The sequence below is a fragment of the Persephonella marina EX-H1 genome (assembly GCF_000021565.1).
GTDB lineage: Bacteria > Aquificota > Aquificia > Aquificales > Hydrogenothermaceae > Persephonella > Persephonella marina.
The window spans coordinates 11268-28168 of sequence record NC_012439.1 but is presented as its reverse complement, the minus strand read 5'-3'; the positions used below and the strand labels follow the sequence as shown (position 1 = coordinate 28168).

Genomic DNA, 16901 nt, shown 5'->3' with positions numbered 1-16901 from the left:
GGCATGAAAGAAAAAAATCTGATGTGGATAGCGATATTTGTAGTTGCGATAGGGCTTATAGCAAAAATTATATTTGACAACTACAAACAGGCTACTGAACCTATTGATGTATGCTATATAGATGCACCAAAGATAATAGAGAAATTAGCAGTCTTTTACTCTCTTGATATGAATAAAAGTTTGGTAAGCAGTGATAGTATGACCAGAGAAAAGGCTGATATACTGATGAAAAGATTAAGAGCTGTGTTAAATAACCCATATAGGTATCACTGCAAAACCATATTTATGAAAGGAGCTGTATTATCTGGAGGCAAGGATATAACAAAAGAGGTTCTTAAAGATGTTTGGGGCAAAGAAGCAAAGTAGTAAAGAGAGTGAAAACTTCTTTTTAGGCTTCTTAATAGTTGTAATTCTGTTTGCGGTTATTCTTGACTGGCTTACTTCAGCTGTGGACAGAAGCTCCCTTCTGGATATGTATAACCTGAGGAACTCTTTAATGAAAGTTCTACCTGAAGGGCAAAAGTTTTATGATACAGGATACATGATGGCTTATAATGCATACAAGGCTTCAAATCAGAAACTTTCAACAGAGGAAAAAGCCAATATTATCGTTGATTTGGTAAAAAATGGTGGGAAAAATATAAAAGTTTCTTTGGATGCAAAATTACAGGCTTTTTTAGCTAAGTATGTTTTTGCTTTTGGGGTGTTTTATGCAGTAGTCCATAAATCTTTCTGGCTAATAGTTTTTAGCTTGGTTTTAGTTTTAGTGTTATTTGTTTACCGAAACAGGAAAAGCATAGAGGAGCTGTTTGTTTTATTAAAAGCCAAATATTTTTACAATCCATTTAAAGATAAAGACATAGACAAAGTCCTATCTATTTTGCTTGCCAATCCTGTTCCAGCTTCTATTTTGCACCATAATCCAGAAAGGTTTGGATTGTTTGAACATTCTTATTCAGTTGCCAAAAAGGTAGTAAATGAGTTGATAAAACAACAAGCACCAGAGGAAAAGCAAAAAGAAGGATTTTTGGCAGGGCTACTGCACGATATAGGAAAAATAAGACTTTACAGGTATGAATGCAAAGAACCTTTTTATGTGCCTTCACCTTTGGATGATGAGAATGAAAAACCAAAAAAGAAAAAAAAGACCTGCAAGTGGACAAGTGCAGGTTTAAATCAGGAAGTAGTTAATAAGTCAACAATGACATTTCTGTCTGAAAAGTTTGGTATCAGGATACCTAAAGATAAGGATATATGGGAGCTGGTAAAACAAAAAGATATGGAAGCTACACTGGAGGAACTGAAAGGAGCTGATTATCCTCTGGATAAATTCTTTGAAGAAACTATCAGAAAGCTAAACATCAACGATATTTTTGATACTGGGAAATATGATGGCTGGCACAGGTCAGACTTTCCTTATGTGGTAGTTTTAGCACATGCTTTTAATAGAAGTTTAGTCAGAACTATTAAAGATAAAGAACCAGCAATACCTTTATCAGAAGAACCTGACAGAAAGGGAGTTCACACTATTGCGTATATCATTCCGAAAAAGTTATCAAACTGCATAGAGCTTAATCCTGATAGTGATTTAGGTTTGTGGGATGTGAAAGTTGGAGAAAAAACCTTTAAGAGTGTTTATTTCCTTAAAAAAGATTGCATACCACAAGACTTATTAGAAAGATGGGGAGAAGTGAGCTATGGCATTGAAAAGATTGGAAATAATTGATAAAGCTGGAAATATTACAGCATTTATAGAATTAAAACTTGAGAAAGAAATTATAGGTAATGAAACACTTCCGAAGCTAACCGTAAATGTGAACGGTAAAAAAGCGACCACTACAGCTGTAGAGAGATTTTTGGCACTACTGGAGGGAGCTTTCTTTGGTCTTATCGGGGAAAATAATGAGGTAATAGAAACACCTGAAGGATACATAGTGTTTTTTAGAGGCAAAGATAGATACGGAATAAGAGTTGGGAATAAAAGCGAGAGGGAAGTAGTGTTTTTGAGAAAGTTGGCATATAGGGAGTTGTATCACTGGATAAACATGCAATTAATTGCAAGTTTTTGATTTCTTTTCGTTGAAAAAGAATAGAAGGGAGGATAATAATTTTAGTATGAGGGTTTTACTGCTTGTTTGCTTTCTTATAGGTTCTGCACTTGCTTTTGACAAGCCAGATAAAGGCTGGTTTTTCTATGAAGACCCAGAGAAACCGAAAAAGGAAACTGTTAAGAAAGTAGAGAAAAAGATTGAAAAGCCAAAGGAAAAGAAAAAAGAAAAGCCGAAGAAAGTAGAAAAACCAAAACCCAAGCCGCAACCACAACAAGTTGTAAAGAAGAAAAAAGAAGATAAATTTGTTTTCCCAGTTAGACCTGATGCACCACAGCCAGTAAAAGAGTTCTTACTAAATCCAAATAGAGAAACAGCAGAAAAGTTTTTAGCTTGGCAGTATCAATATTTTCAACATCTACAAAAAATAGGTTTTGCATTAAGGGAAGCATATTTAGCTAAAGGACCACAGGTTTATCCTATTCGTGGATACCCTGAAAGTGAGCTTGCCTCAAAACTTTACTTCAATGATTACAGGAAACACCTAATAGCTAAGGCTATTAAAAGACTTAAGAACAGATTTGGTTTAATCATTTTTTATAGCGGAAAGTGTAAAGTTTGCCAGCAGGAATTACCGATACTGCTTGGTTTAAGACAGATATATGGCATAACAATGAGAGCTGTCAATGTAGATGGGAATATGATTGACCTGCCGATAAAGCAGGTTTACAATCCACAGCTTGCTAAACAATATGGGATAACCAGAGTTCCTACTGTTGTGGCAGTATTGGAAAAGAAAGATGGAACAGTTAAACAATCTGTCGTAGGTGTGGGTCTTATGACAGCTGATACTATACTTTCAATGATTACACAGTTTCTAATTCTTGAAGGAGAAATAAAGGGTTCAGAATTAAACTTTTACTTTTCAAGAAATGTAGTTAACGAGGTGAAGTAAAATGAAAAAACTGATAGCTTCTTTAGCTTTTGCTTCTTTATTAATAGCACCCACAAAGGCGGATATAAATGCAACTTTAGATAAGATTGTAGGCAGTTCCTATTATCTACCACCGGGAGAGATAAAGTCCCCTACTACTAACACATATACACTTGGTTCATATTCATTTAGGCTTAGAAATGACCTTCTCAATAGACCTGTATTGAGTTTAAGACCACCGCAAGCAACATTCAGCTGTTCTGGAGCAGATTTTGATGCAGGAATGTTATCTATGCTTAACTTAAATACTTTTGGGGATATGTTAAGCCAAGCGGGAACAAGTGTTGCTTGGGGAATAATGATAGGGCTTGTTTATTCACTACCCGGTATAGGAGATGCATTCCAAAAACTGAACGAATGGGCAAGAATGTTTCAACAGCTTATATCAAACAGCTGTATGATTGGAACACAAATTGGTAAAAACTTGGGAAGTTCTATATGGGAAAGCGGTAGAACTAATGCACAGGGCAAAGGTGTGGCTTCTGGTAGTGTATCCTCTTTTGAAGCTGCACAAAAGGAGTTTATTGACCTAATAAAAACCACAGGGGAAATTAAAAAATTCTTTGGGACTATACCTTATGGTCCTTTGTATGAAGGTGGATGGACAGATACAGAAACAGCTGATTTAGTAGCTTCACTATTTGGTGTTTTAGAATGGAGAGCGGTAGATACAGCTGGTAATGACTGCACAGATACATCTTGCTTGAAAAATGCCAAAATCAAGGTGGTTTACTATCCACCACTTACAAACAATCTGCAAGATATTATTAACGGAGCTACAATGCAAATATATCACTGCAACTGGGGATATGACACAAACATAGGAACTTTTAAATGCAATGGTGGTGTTGAAGTTTCTAATAAAGACATACCAGAAGGTCTAAGACAAAAAATAGTTAATAGAATAGATGGAATAGTTGATGACATTATTGATGGAACTTTTATGGCAAATCCTGATGATGCTCAATGGATAAAATCTGTGCCTTTGCCAAACTTTCCAGAGGTTATAAACTATTTGGCAATACTGAAAAAACAAGGTTTTACTTCACAGTATAATTCTGCTCTTTATGGAGTTTCAGAGTTAATATCATCAATGATGTTGAAAGTATTAATTGATAATGCCTATGCTTCTTTATCTTCAATCGGGAGATACTTTACAAATAAAGATATGCCTAAAGACTTGGCAGGTGCCCAGCAAAACATTACAAAAGTAAAAGCACAGATAGATGATTATATTCAAAAGAATATTCAGTCTAACTACATAACTATACAGGTGGCTTCCCAGACATATAGGAGTATCAAATCAGCAGTAGAGAAAGGTTTTGTTGATAAATTTGGACAAACAGCATATCTGTTTATGAGGTAAAAAAATGGCTATTGATTTAGACCTTTATACAGTTGGGAACATAGAAACCTTATCACAGGTATATAAGTATCTGGTTTTAATACTGGGTGATAGTTTTATAGGAACTGTTATAAAAATCACAGCTGTATGGGGGCTGATTTTTGCCATTCTTGCTTCTGCTTTCAAGGGTCGGTTTTCCATCTGGATATATCATTTCTTGATGACCTATGTTCTTTTCCAGATATTCTTTATGCCTGTTGTTCGGCTTACCATCATAGATACAAAGCTTGATAGAACTTATGTTGTGGATAATGTGCCTTTTGGAGTGGGTTTTATTGCTTCAATGGCAAGTGGATTTTCTTATAAACTTACAAACCTAATAGATAATGCTTTTCATACTGGAACTGTTGTTGTCTGGGGACCGGGAACTGGTAGTTATGTGGCAGGCGTTGATTATTCCAGAATGGGCTTTGCTGGAATGTTTGACTATTTAAAGATGGGGCTAAAAATAGACCCACGGCTTGTTCAAACAAAATTTAATGCTGTTTATGAAATGCAAGCTTATATAGAACAGTGTTTCTTTCCTTATGTGTCAACCTTAAGTGCAACGGAAATAGATAATCTTAGAAAAAGCAATAACCTGTTAGCAGATTTAAGAGTAGATAATTCTTTCCTTATGAGTTATAACGGCACTACTTGGACTTGTGATGATTTTTATGACAATAAACTCGTTCCTGATTGGAATGATTTTGTAAATACTGGAGCTACTACACCACAACTCTTTGGCTTTGCAGACTATATGACTGTTCGTATGGTTGATAGTATCAATGCAATGACTAATGCAAGCATGTCATTTAACCAGATAATTACCCAGTCAGGAATTATCAATATGATAAAGGAAAGCTATTTTACTTCTGGTCTTGCCGATGACATGAATAATAGACTACTTGCTGGATATGCTGTCGGTAGGGCTGAAGAACAGGCAAAGCTTATGGGTAAAGCAATGTTCTTATGGGCTAAAAAGGTTATTCCATTTATGCAAGGCTTCCTTGAGGCATTCTTTGTAATTCTGTTTCCGTTTTTAATAATCTTATTGTTTATACCACTTGTTTCTTTCGGGGGTGTCCAGCCAGCTATTGGATACCTTAAGGTGATAGTATGGGTTTATCTTTTTATTCCGATTTTAGCAATAATAGATGGAATGATAAAACTACAAGCTATAAATAAAACAATAGCTTGGCTTAATTCTGTTGGACTTCAGGGTATTACACTTGGAGACTATGGGTTCTTGTTGGAACAGGCAGATTTTTATCCTGCAATTGCTGGATTTGCCGCAATGTCAACTCCACTTTGGGCTTGGATGCTATTAAAGGGTTTTGAGGCAGGAGTTCATGGAATTAGTGCATTAGTAGGTTCTATGGGAAGTCAATTTGTAGGACAGGAAGCTGGAGCTGCAAACATAACAAGAAATATGACAAGAGACAGCAGAGAGCTTATGGCAAATATGGGTGCTGGTCAATCTCCAGTAGAGGCGTTATCCAATGCAGGAACTTGGATGTATAAAGAAAATACAAATTTAGGCGGGTTATATAGCAGTTTAGGTGCTTATAATGCACATTCTATTTTAGAAAGTCAACTTGGCATTGGAGGGGCTGTTCAGACAACAACAGCACAAGCTTTATATGGACTTACACACTCAGGTGGTAGAGGTATGGCTGCTTGGAATGCCTCTGGTGGAAATGTAATGAATATGCTAAATACTGGAGCTATGACTTCACCAGCACAAATCATAGAAAGAGACTATGGAACTCTTGGTCTTAAATATGATGCACAAGGAAACTTGGTAGCCGCTGAATTTAATACGGGAATAAAATCAGATATGATGCAAGCAAACCTGCAAACAACATTTTCTCAATCCAGAAACGATGTTATATCAACTGCTTGGAACGCAGTCTGGGGTAATAGCCAGACATATCAAAAAGCTTATCAATCTACATCTGCTATAACAGAGCAGTTTTTAAAAGACTACACATCTGGAACGGGTATAGAGGATAGAGCTTCATTTGATAATAGGGCAGAAGTAAAAGAAGCCTTTACAGATGCAAAAGAGTTAAGAGATACACTAACGGAAGAATATGGACTATCAAAAGATAAAGCTAATCAGTTTGTTGCAGAATTTACGACAGGGTTAAGTGCAGCAGCTGCTAAAAACGGCGGTAAGTTGGATATTAATACCGTTAAAGATGTATTTAAAAGTGTTCTATCTAAATTTAAAGCAGATGGTTCTGTTGGTGCTAAAGGAATTGAAAATTTTGAGGAAACAGAGGCTTGGAAAGAAGCTACTCAATATGCAGATAATAAGTCCTATCAAATTGTTCAAGATACAGCTTTATCATATACAACAAGTCATAATGCATATTTCAACAGGGTAAAACAAGAAAAAGGAGCGGAACTTCAGGATGTTTCTTATCAAGACTTACAACAGTTCCATGAGAATTGGCAAAAAGCAGAACAGATTACAGCACAAATTAATAGGGCATTTAATCAAACACAAACGGAGCTTGGAAGTTTAAATACAAATAACCTAATAGGATTTATTAGATGGATGAATGGAGGACATATAGATAAGCAGAAAGAAACTATGATGATGGATAGAATTCTTACAGCTGTGGCTAATAATGACAAGCCATTTTTAGATAATTTGTCAAAAGCCTATACTGCTTATGTTATGGAAATGCAAGGGATGACAGATGTATCTCCAGGGGTATCAAAATTTTTCACTCAAAAGCAGGCTTTCCTAAATATGGTTCAGGGTCAGGTAGATAATGCCGCAGTTAACATAGCTACTCATTTTAATCAGCACTACGAAGGGATAAATACACTAAGAAATATGGCAGGTGTTAGTCCATACCAGAACCTTCAAGCTGAAGCTGGAGACAGATTTGCTTATGTTGGTTCAAATCAAGCAAGTATTGAAAATGGTGTTTATGCTGGAAAAGGGAATATAAAGCCTATCAGTAAGCCTCAATGGACTGGAGAAGTGGAGCAATATACAAAAGACCCCACAAATCCGATAGAGCTTGGAAAAAACATAGTTAACTATGGAAAGGAGCATGGGGCTTGGGGAACTGCAATGGCTGTGGGAACTGGAAGTGTTATTTTGGGAACTGCTATGGAATATGCACCTTGGGCTAAACAAGCATTTGATACAATGAAAAGTGGAGCTTCAAAAGTATGGACAACTATTAGAACTGCTGAACCAATAGCAGAAATGGGAACGGGTAGATGGGCACAGTTTGCAGCTGGAGGCAGGTTATTAACTATTCCTGTTGGAACTACTGCTGGTGTAGCAATGGCGGCAACGACAGTTCCTCTTGCGGCAGTGGGAGGCTGGGCAATAGGAACAGCTATAAACAATAAATGGGGAGATGACATTTATAACAACTTTACTGAACCAGTCTTGGACTGGATTGGTGAAAAAACAGGATGGTGGAAACCAGTAGGAGGGAACAAGTGAGAACTATCACATTTATTCTATTAACTTTTCTCTCATTAGCAATATCTCAAGAATTGGTAGTAGGTAATTGTGCAGAAAATATCATTACCAACAAGTATGGCAAGTTTGCCCAGAGATTTTGTGATGCTTATCTAAATGATAAGAGGGTAGGTATGCTAAAAATAGAAGAACATATAAATCCACCTTTCTATGGTATGGTGGGAGGATATTTAGAGATAGGAAACAAAGTATATAAAGCTAATTACTTTACAGGAAAATACTTTGCCATATATGAACCTTACGGCAACGGACTTAAAATAAAAACTATGTGTGGTGTTATATATAGCCAAACCGATAACTTAAATGAAGTTTGGAAAGCTATATTAAACTGTATAAAGGAGCAGTAAAATGGATTTAAAGAGTGAGGTAATAATTTTATCCGATAGAGTAATCCTAAACATAATTACAGAAAATCCTTATGAGCTTTTAGAAAAGATGAAAAGCTTTTTTGAGGCAAATGGAAATATATTTCCGCTTTCAGATAGAACTTTGATTATAACAGAAAATCAAGGAATAGAACTTGATAGAAAAGTTTTTAAGACCTTGTTTCAAATACCAATGTTAACTATTACTCTTTCTGATGGAAATGTAGGGGCTGAATTTGCAACTATCAAAGTAAATCCAGAGGAGGTGTTTAACCTGATATGATTATCATAGAACATGATGACCATTTTGAAATAGGCTTTGAAGAATTCACACCTCAAAACGAGATAAACTTTTCAATAGCACCTCTTGGGGAAGATTACAGAATTTTAATCTTTGATGATAAACAGATTACAGTCCCTTATCAGTTTATAAAGGAACTATACAAAAAACCTTTGATAAAACTGTTTACCTATGTAAAACTTGAAGAAAATGGGATGATAGTAGGACATCCAATAGCAGATATTGAAGTAGATAGAAATGCAGTCTGGAAAGTTCTTTAAAATTAATGATGTTTATGAATATTCCCAGCACAGAAAGTATAATTGGGACTTAAAGTGCAATCATCCAAAGTTGTATTTTTATCTTCGTCATAATAAGAAGAAGTATATCCTTTAGCGAAATCATACTCAACAGTAAAATCCCCTATTTTGAAAACACTCTTACTTCCAAATGTTTCTATGTTTCCTCTTATTTCTGGGAATATTTCTTTAAGCTTTTCTGGTTTTAACTCCATCATTCCTTCTGCTGTTAGAGCTATTTTGGCAAGTTCTTCTCCGTTTTTTAAGATGCTCATTGCTCCAATTGTTTTTAATGCTTTGCTTTCTCCAAGTGATATGTTGTTGCTAACCTTTATGTTCCCTTTTATTACTTTTCCAAGATATTTACCGTTTTTGTATATACCCGGTTCTGGTGTTGTGAACACATAGGCTATTGACAGAGTGAACAGCAAGACAAATGCGGTAAAAGCAGGAAAACCAGAACCTTTTATGAAAATGAATATCCCTAAAGCTATGCCTATCACTGCTATTAGACCTCTACCAAGACCTTCGCTTACTCTTAAAACACCGCCTTTAGTGTATTTGGAGTAGTTTTTCAGGTCTGCGACCAGGTAAGCAATTGCCAAAAATCCCAGAAACACAGAACTGCCAATAACGAAATAGCTTTTCTGGTCTGATGTTAGCCCTGCATACAATCCAAGTATTGACAGGTATAGAAGCACAAATCCTAATACAAGCTGTCTAAACTTCATGACTATTACCTCTTTGCTAAATATTCATCTATTTCATCTTTTATGTCTTTAACAAATTCTGTTGCTTCTTCTCTTGCCTCTTTTTTGCACTCCAGATGTTTTTGATACAGTTCTTCCGGTTTTTCGCTTTCTATCCTCCACGGCATACAGTGTGAATATTTATAATCATACTTAAGCTGATATACCGCCTTTTCTAAATCTTTGCCTATGATTTTTGCATAATCAAAAGCCTCATCCCAACATTTAAGCAGTCCTCTTGAAAAGCCTAAAAACTTATTGTGGCACTTGCCGTAATACAAATGCTTATTAAACTGCTTTGCCATGTTCCAGTGTGCCTGTCCCCACTCAACGCAGTTTTTATATTCTTTCTTATCTGCTGGATTTTCCATTTCGCAGTAAAAAGCCAAGGCTCTTATGTTTGCTTTTTCAACAGAGTTTGCTATCGGAACTAACATTATGTTTGCAACAGCTCCAGCCACAGCTCCAGCTGTTGCTCCCTTTGCTGTCATAGTAGTTTGTTTCATTGTCAACCTACCAGCATCTACGCTTCTCTGGGTAGTCTCTGCCGCCATATAACAAGAAGTGGACAAACCTGCAACTACTAAAGCCAAAATTAGCTTTCTCATCCTTCCACCTCAAAAGGTATTCTTTTTTCCCTTATTACCTTCTTTATATACAGTTTTATAGCAGAGGTCATATCCAACCCCATTTCTTCTACGGTTCTTTTAAATTCTTCCTTTGTTTGTTTGTCAATTCTTAAAGAAATAGATGTTTCCTTCTCCATACCAAGACCTGCAACTGCTTTTTTTACTGCTTTTTTCTTCGCCATTTCACACTCCTTGTAATGCAATGTAATACTATTAATATACTTTTTCCTGATTTTGTCAACAATATTTGCAATTAATTGCAATTTTCTGGTTTTTTGATGTGGAAAAATCAGTATAAATCATAATAATCTTTATAATATGAGGAAGATAATATCTATATTTTTATCACTGGGCTTAATAGGTTTTGGCTATTCACTGGAAAATTTGGGAACTTTCGGAAAGGTCTATCAAATTGAAGAGGAAGACATTATTGAATACATAAAGAAAAATGCCAAACCACCTAAATTCTCCAGAGAATATATCCAGCGAAAAATACATGCAGCTGCACAGGTAGATGTCAATCTACCTGTTAACAAAAGAGATAATGTTAGATATGAAAAGATAATATACACAGTTCCTAACGACATAATAATAGAAGGAAAACTCATAGCGAAAAAAGGAACAAAAATAAATGTTTTGAAAGAAATTAAACTGCATAACACCTATGTAATCCTTGCAGACTATATGCTTCCTTATTTTTTAGATTGGAATAAAAAAACCAATGCTGTTTATCTGATAACTCAAGGAAATATTCTTGATTTGCAAAAGAAATATCCAGACTTAAGGATTTATGCTGGTTTTCCTAAAGTGCTTTCAAGTTTAAAGGTTAAGTCCATACCTTCTATTGTTTATCAGTATCAGGACAAGCTTGTAATTTTGGAAAAGGGGTTTCCAAATGATAAGAAAAGTGTTGATGACACTAATAAGTAGCTTTAGTATAAGTTTAGCCGCTACACCACCTTGTATTAATCCGATTTCAACGGTTGACTGGTCTTTCTTTGCAGACACGATAGAGTTTAAAGGAACTTGTGTATGTTCTACATCTGGAGCTATAAAAGTTGGAGTAAAACTTCAGCTTGCAGAACCCATTGCCTTCATAGAGACACCAAACAAAGCATGGGATTTTATTTGTTTTGGTTCTACGAGAGATAAATTCTCTGTTCAGAAAAAGGATGGAACAAATTTAGGCAAGAAAGGGGCTAAAACCAACGCACATTACATAAAATACCCTGTTTTTGGCGTTCTAAATATAACATTTGATAACCTCTGCACTATGCATGATTTAGAGTTTGATATTATTCCTACCGGTTTATCAGAGATAAACCCTTTACTATGGGATGATGAACTGGCTATGATTGCCCAACCTTGGAAATTACTATTTGCAAATCCAATAGCACAGGTTCTATGTCTTGCTGATTGTGTTTCAAGTTCAGTAGTTTTTCCTTCAAATGTAGATACATTTGAAACGGTTAGAAATGGACTTTTCTATTGTGCTGGTTGTTGGGGGGCAATACAACCCAACACCACCACAACCAGAGGTAAGGATAGTGTTGTAGAAAGTGCCTTAACGGCTGTAAAGCTAATAGACCTGCTTCATGAAAGCCTGCAACTCAAAGTCTATAAAGAAGTATCTGGTCTTGGATGGGCAAGTAATTTTTCAAGCGGTTTTCCTATCCCTTCTGATGTAGCATGTCAACCTAAATTCTTTCCAGTTATTGTTAAGAGCCAATACTGGCTTAATCTTTCCTACCCTGTGGCTTGGGATGCAATCCCGATTGGAGACTTTCCACCCAAATGGAGCTGGTTCAAAAAATATCCATCAAAAGAGGAAAACATCTGGACTATCTGGAGGATTAGAAATTGCTGTTTAGGATTTCAATTTCCTTAATCTTTGGAATATGTGTATCCGCTTTTGCTTTAACAGACGAGGAACAGAAGTATGTAGAGGAAAACAAAACAAATATCCAAGAAGTAGAGAAAAACTTTAAGGAACTGACGGAGAAGAAACAAAAGGTGGATGAGGAGATGTTAATGGTTAAACCAGAAAATTTAAAGGAGGTAGGAAAGTTTAAAAGCCTCACAGAAAATAAGGCTGATGTTTCAGAATACAAAAAACTTGGAGAGAATGTAAACCTAAAGCTTTTAGAAAACATCTATGGTAAGAACTGGCTTGATATTCGTTTAAAACTTGAAGGAAAACCAGAAAAGAAAAACCTAATTTTCTATTTATTCTCAACATCCGTTCCTATGCAAACTGTGAAAAATGTATTTTTAGCTTCACAGAAGTATGAAAACTTAGAGTTTTATGGGGTATTAAGAGGAATAAGCAAAAAAACTTGGAAATATCTAAACTCTTTAGATGAAGCTATGAATAATATGACTGTAAAGGTAAATCCATTAATTTTCAAAGCTGTAGATGCAGAAGTAGTTCCTGCTTTTGTGATAGCTGAATGCCCAGAAAGACCTTATGGGATTATCAGAAGTAAATCTTGTAAATTCAAAGCAGTTTTGTATGGAGATGTTTCCCTTGATTTTGCAGTAGAAAAATTTAAAGAGGAAGGATTATGGAAAGAATAATAGTTCTAATCCTTTTAACAGCAGGTTTAGCACTTGCTTTTGACTATAACAAGCTAAAAAATGGAAATGTGGACCAGCAGGGAATTAGAGATTTCGGAAATCAACAGAAAAATACATACTTGAATGACCCTTCTAAATTTAAAAGTAGTATAGGAAATAAACTTGGATATGATGAAAGCAAAGTAAATGGGAACATTTCCGATATACAAAGCCCTGATGCTAAACAAAAACTAATTGAAATAATGTCCAATATGACTTCAGGTTCTAAAAGTATATATAAATGCTATGAAGAAAGAATTGTAAAAGTTCAAAATCTATTCAAATGTTCTCTAAATGGTGAGGTTTTTAACGACAACACACTTTGCAATAACAACTGCTTTAAACAACATGACTGCATTCAATCCAGCTGTATTCAAACGGCTCAATGTGAAAGACTGACAGCTGGTTTTGTTTGTCCTATACAAAAAACACAATGTCAAACAAGTATAAGTTGTCCATCTGGAGGGACCTACAATGCGAATACTGGTAAGTGCGAAGCACAGCCTTTATAAAATTGGAATTTTAGGATTTATAGCTTTTATATTAGGTGGTTGTATAGGTGGCGGGGATACATATAAATCCAAAATATGTTCCTACAACTGTAATAATGATTGCCAATACTATCTGGAAGTATCTAACGACAAGAAAAAAGTAAGATATTCTTGGGTGTGTTATGGAAGCGGAAATACAAACTGGGTTGACTTGCAATTAGGTGGAACTGGAAGCCTTAATAATTCTCCTAAATTTGAGATAAGCAACAAACAATTTAGAATTTATTATGGGAATAAATGGGGAAACTGGGCTAATCTGTGTGGCTCGGATACTTCCTATGTTAAATATACCTATGGAAGCAATGTTTATGAGGTCAAAGTAGAAGTAAATAACGGGCTTGCAAGACTATGCTACAAGGACAACTGGTCAACAACCAGCTGGGCTTGCGGGAAGTGGGTGGCTTTTGACAAAGCCTATGCTGGATGCGTATCCTGCCCAAGTGGCTATACTTACAATCCAACAACAAAATTATGCGAAGCCGACCCTATTATAGACTATACCTGTCCGTATGCTGGAGGAACTTGTGTAGAACAGTCAAGAGGTATTGCTTATTGCTCTCCATATAACTGCAATTCTACAAACATTGGAACTTGGTGTGCAACTGGAAACATAGATACTACAAATATGACCACAAACAGTATAGGTATGTGGCAGTGTAGTTATGACAGCTCTTGGTTTACAGATGAAACTGCATGTAAAACAGGCTGTAATTATTTCAAATGTTCGTATAACAATAACTGGTATCAAGGGGATAAATCTGTTTGCGAATTAAATTGTAGGGAGCAGGGACAATGCACAGAAGTAAATCAGTAATAATACTGCAATTAATTGCTTTTATAAGTTTTTCATTTGCAGCTGTAATAACCGAAAGCACTAAAACAACCTGTCCAGCAGACCCTACATTCGGGGGAAAATGCCATTTAAAAGAAGTAAGAAATGACGGACCATCCTGTAAAACAATAAATGGTGTTGAAGTTTGTAGGAACTGGTGGAAGAAAGAATATGTATATGAATGCGAAGGACAGGATAACTCAGCTTTATTCAGCACATTTGAAAATCAAAGTTATTGCAGACTTGTTAGTAGATGTAAAACTTGGGAAGATGTGAGCCTAAAAGGTGGAAATGTATCTTGTAGAATATACATAGATAAAAATAGACCGGGATGTGAAACCAATCCCAATAGAGCTGAATGTGTAGCAGATGACTGCGGGGATATAAAAAACAAATGCACCTTTCTTGAATACATACCTTTTGGAAATATTCCTGATAAAGCTAACACAACAAGTCAATATACCTGTGATGCCTATGGAACTACATGTGGTTATGTCCAAGTGCCAACTTCAAGTGGAATAAATCTTGGAACTTATGTTTATGAGTGTCCCTCAGATGTTAGGAAAGTTTGTAGAGAATATGAACAGGTATTAAAATGTCCAGCTGAATGTCCAGATGGAACTAAAGTTGATTGTCCCGATAATTCAAACCAAGCAACCTGTCCAGATGGAAGCATAGCAACATGCAAAACTGAAACATGCAATACTACAAAAACTTGCATTCAATACGAAACTGTAAATGTTCAAGGGACAGAAATAAAAACTTGCCTCGCTCCAAGAAGCTATACAGAATATAAGGTTGAAGCAGGTAGTCAACAAGCTCAAGATTTAGCTAACAACCCAAGCTGTATAAAAGTATCAGATGACATAACTCCTTGTCCTTACTCAACAAGAACCTATGGGAATACTACTATATGTGAACTTGCAGGTAGGCATAGTAATATAGGTGGTAGTTCAGGACAAGTATTCATTGGAAGAAATATTCAAGTTCCTGATGGGACTGATTTGGTTGTTTATATATATACAGGAAACTCTTGTGATGATGACAATACAAGAGTAGATGCTTTCATTAAAGATAGCAGAACAGGGCAAATAATCGGTGAAAAACATACAAGCTGTTCTATAAATGGACAAGTCTTTACTCTATACAGAAATACACGAAACTTAACTATTGATTACAAGCTCAAGATAGTCCACTGTATAGGTTCTGGTTGCGGAAGCAATGACTATAACTTTTCAGATACAGAAACATCAACAAGCTGGAATTATGGGGGTTCTACTTGGGATAGCCACGACAGCAGTTTAGGCTGGAAGGTGTATCACTGGGAAACTTACAGATGTTATACAGATACAATTGACACTTCAAGCTGTTCATCCTTTAGTAGTAATTGCACACTTCAAGATAATCTCAATGACCTATCATCTTTAGCCTGTAATAAATTTGCGATAGACATAAATAACTCAAATAAAAATGTATGTTCAGAGTTTGCCATTCAGTATGAATGTCCAGCAACCATAACTAAACAGCAATGTGTAAAGTATGAAACTAAATCTGTTTGTAATGGAGTATCGTATCCTGTAAGAAGTGTAGAGGTTGAAAACAAAGACTTTTCAAATGAGTTTAACAAAGCTATGGCTTTAGCACAATTAGCCAATGAGTTAAAACATGTATGGGCTGGAAAATATATGAGATGTGATAGCGGATGGTTTAGTTCGGTCTTTGAAAACCCTATGGACTATTTCAAGCAAAAAATGGTTTCTTTCATTGTTATGCAATTAGGGGCTCAATTCCTGTCAGCCGCAACAACTTTTGTTCAGGACTATTTAGGTTCTTGTCTCTCTCCTGCCGTTGCTGGAGTTGATTTTGCTACTACTGGAGATGCAACAGCAGTATCACAGGAAAGCGTAGCTGACTGCATGGGAAGTGCCGCTGGGCAGGCTTGGGCTGATGCTGGAGACAACAGTATGATGCAATCAATGCTTGAGAAAATGGGACTAAATAGTGGTGCAGCTTCATTCTTAGCAAGTCCTTACGGTCAGCTTGCTATATCTGTTGCAATAGATATTTTTACACAAACAAACAAATGTAATGCCTGCACATCAAAAAGTTGTGCAGAAGCACATGGGTTCTATAACACTTATGGATTAATCAAAGGTGGAAACTGTCATTATGTAGAAAGTGGCTGTGCTTGGAAGGTTAAATACGGCATAGGTTCTGTATGCTTAAGAAAGAAATACATGTATTGTTGTTATGATAGTGTATTTGCCAGAATACTTGTAGAGCAGGCATATAAACAGCTTGGGTATTCCTTTGCAGGCGGTAATTGTTCAGCATTGACTTTTGATGATATAAAAAACCTTGACTTTTCATCTATGGACTTTACTGAACTACAAAACTATCTTGAAGCAAAAATGAAGGGGCAGATAGACCCCAACTTAATCAAAAATAAGATAAACAGCTACTTTGATAGCGATTATGGAACTCAAACCTTTACTGGAGAAACTCCATATAGTAATTAGAATTATGAATATAAGTAAATAAACTATCCTAACCAGCTCCACTTCTTTTGCCTTCCTTCTTCTCATCCTATTTTTAACCTCCAAATATTCTTTTATATATAAAACGGAATTTTTCACC

18 protein-coding genes are annotated in these 16901 nt (G+C 35.8%); 15 read left to right on the top strand and 3 right to left on the bottom strand.

Annotated features, from left to right (window positions below; genetic code table 11):
• Positions 1–3: 3 nt before the first annotated feature.
• The 9 genes from PERMA_RS10255 to PERMA_RS10215 are packed head-to-tail and all read left to right on the top strand — an operon-like array spanning position 4 to position 8869.
• Positions 4–366, top strand: coding sequence for a hypothetical protein (locus PERMA_RS10255; RefSeq protein WP_012675174.1), 363 nt, complete (start codon positions 4–6; stop codon positions 364–366).
• On the top strand, positions 341–1726 hold the full coding sequence (locus tag PERMA_RS10250) for an HDOD domain-containing protein (RefSeq protein ID WP_012675189.1): 1386 nt from the start codon (positions 341–343) through the stop codon (positions 1724–1726). Before PERMA_RS10255 ends, PERMA_RS10250 begins: the two co-directional genes overlap by 26 nt.
• On the top strand, positions 1698–2069 hold the full coding sequence (locus PERMA_RS10245) for a hypothetical protein (protein ID WP_012675192.1): 372 nt from the start codon (positions 1698–1700) through the stop codon (positions 2067–2069). The genes PERMA_RS10250 and PERMA_RS10245 overlap by 29 nt, the downstream gene beginning before the upstream one ends.
• A gap of 46 nt (positions 2070–2115) precedes the next feature.
• The gene (traF, locus tag PERMA_RS10240) at positions 2116–3003 is read left to right on the top strand and encodes a conjugal transfer protein TraF (protein ID WP_012675188.1); all 888 of its coding nucleotides are present in this window, start codon (positions 2116–2118) and stop codon (positions 3001–3003) included.
• A 1-nt stretch (position 3004) separates the two neighbouring features.
• On the top strand, positions 3005–4408 hold the full coding sequence (locus tag PERMA_RS10235; RefSeq protein WP_012675171.1) for a conjugal transfer protein TraH: 1404 nt from the start codon (positions 3005–3007) through the stop codon (positions 4406–4408).
• A 4-nt stretch (positions 4409–4412) separates the two neighbouring features.
• The gene (locus PERMA_RS10230; protein ID WP_012675185.1) at positions 4413–7904 is read left to right on the top strand and encodes a conjugal transfer protein TraG N-terminal domain-containing protein; all 3492 of its coding nucleotides are present in this window, start codon (positions 4413–4415) and stop codon (positions 7902–7904) included.
• Positions 7901–8290, top strand: coding sequence for a hypothetical protein (locus PERMA_RS10225; RefSeq protein WP_012675136.1), 390 nt, complete (start codon positions 7901–7903; stop codon positions 8288–8290). Before PERMA_RS10230 ends, PERMA_RS10225 begins: the two co-directional genes overlap by 4 nt.
• Position 8291: 1 nt before the next feature.
• Positions 8292–8591, top strand: a complete 300-nt coding sequence (locus tag PERMA_RS10220; RefSeq protein WP_012675155.1) for a hypothetical protein — start codon at positions 8292–8294, stop codon at positions 8589–8591.
• Complete coding sequence (locus PERMA_RS10215; RefSeq protein ID WP_012675146.1) at positions 8588–8869, top strand: hypothetical protein; 282 nt, start codon at positions 8588–8590, stop codon at positions 8867–8869. Before PERMA_RS10220 ends, PERMA_RS10215 begins: the two co-directional genes overlap by 4 nt.
• Positions 8870–8871: 2 nt before the next feature.
• Here the strand turns inward: PERMA_RS10215 and PERMA_RS10210 are convergent, their stop codons facing one another.
• The 3 genes from PERMA_RS10210 to PERMA_RS10200 are packed head-to-tail and all read right to left on the bottom strand — an operon-like array spanning position 8872 to position 10447.
• Positions 8872–9618: a hypothetical protein gene (locus tag PERMA_RS10210; RefSeq protein WP_012675156.1), complete on the bottom strand. Its 747-nt coding sequence runs from the start codon at positions 9616–9618 to the stop codon at positions 8872–8874.
• A 5-nt stretch (positions 9619–9623) separates the two neighbouring features.
• Positions 9624–10244: a hypothetical protein gene (locus PERMA_RS10205; protein ID WP_012675184.1), complete on the bottom strand. Its 621-nt coding sequence runs from the start codon at positions 10242–10244 to the stop codon at positions 9624–9626.
• Entirely contained in the window at positions 10241–10447 is a 207-nt protein-coding gene (locus PERMA_RS10200) for a type II toxin-antitoxin system RelB/DinJ family antitoxin (RefSeq protein ID WP_012675195.1), read from the bottom strand. The genes PERMA_RS10205 and PERMA_RS10200 overlap by 4 nt, the downstream gene beginning before the upstream one ends.
• A 136-nt stretch (positions 10448–10583) precedes the next feature.
• Here PERMA_RS10200 and PERMA_RS10195 point away from each other — a divergent pair, with 136 nt between their 5' ends.
• From PERMA_RS10195 to traN, 6 genes are read left to right on the top strand one after another with little or no spacing between them, the layout of a single operon-like run.
• Positions 10584–11195: a hypothetical protein gene (locus PERMA_RS10195; protein ID WP_012675137.1), complete on the top strand. Its 612-nt coding sequence runs from the start codon at positions 10584–10586 to the stop codon at positions 11193–11195.
• Positions 11161–12153 (top strand): TraU family protein, encoded by a 993-nt coding sequence (locus tag PERMA_RS10190; RefSeq protein WP_041531182.1) that lies wholly within the window; start codon positions 11161–11163, stop codon positions 12151–12153. Before PERMA_RS10195 ends, PERMA_RS10190 begins: the two co-directional genes overlap by 35 nt.
• Complete coding sequence (locus PERMA_RS10185; RefSeq protein WP_012675183.1) at positions 12126–12842, top strand: type-F conjugative transfer system pilin assembly protein TrbC; 717 nt, start codon at positions 12126–12128, stop codon at positions 12840–12842. The genes PERMA_RS10190 and PERMA_RS10185 overlap by 28 nt, the downstream gene beginning before the upstream one ends.
• Positions 12830–13393: a hypothetical protein gene (locus PERMA_RS10180; RefSeq protein ID WP_012675151.1), complete on the top strand. Its 564-nt coding sequence runs from the start codon at positions 12830–12832 to the stop codon at positions 13391–13393. Before PERMA_RS10185 ends, PERMA_RS10180 begins: the two co-directional genes overlap by 13 nt.
• Entirely contained in the window at positions 13356–14246 is an 891-nt protein-coding gene (locus PERMA_RS10175; protein WP_012675142.1) for a hypothetical protein, read from the top strand. The genes PERMA_RS10180 and PERMA_RS10175 overlap by 38 nt, the downstream gene beginning before the upstream one ends.
• Entirely contained in the window at positions 14225–16783 is a 2559-nt protein-coding gene (gene traN / locus PERMA_RS10170) for a conjugal transfer protein TraN (RefSeq protein WP_012675149.1), read from the top strand. The genes PERMA_RS10175 and traN overlap by 22 nt, the downstream gene beginning before the upstream one ends.
• Positions 16784–16901 lie beyond the last annotated feature (118 nt).

Excerpts from the sequence above, each read along its gene's own strand:
- traN (WP_012675149.1), top strand. The coding sequence starts at position 14,225 with ATGCACAGAAGTAAATCAGTAATAATACTGCAATTAATTGCTTTTATA.
- PERMA_RS10245 (WP_012675192.1), top strand. The coding sequence starts at position 1,698 with ATGGCATTGAAAAGATTGGAAATAATTGATAAAGCTGGAAATATTACA.
- PERMA_RS10215 (WP_012675146.1), top strand. The coding sequence starts at position 8,588 with ATGATTATCATAGAACATGATGACCATTTTGAAATAGGCTTTGAAGAA.
- PERMA_RS10250 (WP_012675189.1), top strand. The coding sequence starts at position 341 with ATGTTTGGGGCAAAGAAGCAAAGTAGTAAAGAGAGTGAAAACTTCTTT.
- PERMA_RS10235 (WP_012675171.1), top strand. The coding sequence starts at position 3,005 with ATGAAAAAACTGATAGCTTCTTTAGCTTTTGCTTCTTTATTAATAGCA.
- PERMA_RS10210 (WP_012675156.1), bottom strand. The coding sequence starts at position 9,618 with ATGAAGTTTAGACAGCTTGTATTAGGATTTGTGCTTCTATACCTGTCA.
- PERMA_RS10200 (WP_012675195.1), bottom strand. The coding sequence starts at position 10,447 with ATGGCGAAGAAAAAAGCAGTAAAAAAAGCAGTTGCAGGTCTTGGTATG.
- traF (WP_012675188.1), top strand. The coding sequence starts at position 2,116 with ATGAGGGTTTTACTGCTTGTTTGCTTTCTTATAGGTTCTGCACTTGCT.
- PERMA_RS10180 (WP_012675151.1), top strand. The coding sequence starts at position 12,830 with ATGGAAAGAATAATAGTTCTAATCCTTTTAACAGCAGGTTTAGCACTT.
- PERMA_RS10255 (WP_012675174.1), top strand. The coding sequence starts at position 4 with ATGAAAGAAAAAAATCTGATGTGGATAGCGATATTTGTAGTTGCGATA.
- PERMA_RS10175 (WP_012675142.1), top strand. The coding sequence starts at position 13,356 with ATGCGAATACTGGTAAGTGCGAAGCACAGCCTTTATAAAATTGGAATT.
- PERMA_RS10195 (WP_012675137.1), top strand. The coding sequence starts at position 10,584 with ATGAGGAAGATAATATCTATATTTTTATCACTGGGCTTAATAGGTTTT.
- PERMA_RS10220 (WP_012675155.1), top strand. The coding sequence starts at position 8,292 with ATGGATTTAAAGAGTGAGGTAATAATTTTATCCGATAGAGTAATCCTA.
- PERMA_RS10230 (WP_012675185.1), top strand. The coding sequence starts at position 4,413 with ATGGCTATTGATTTAGACCTTTATACAGTTGGGAACATAGAAACCTTA.
- PERMA_RS10205 (WP_012675184.1), bottom strand. The coding sequence starts at position 10,244 with ATGAGAAAGCTAATTTTGGCTTTAGTAGTTGCAGGTTTGTCCACTTCT.
- PERMA_RS10190 (WP_041531182.1), top strand. The coding sequence starts at position 11,161 with ATGATAAGAAAAGTGTTGATGACACTAATAAGTAGCTTTAGTATAAGT.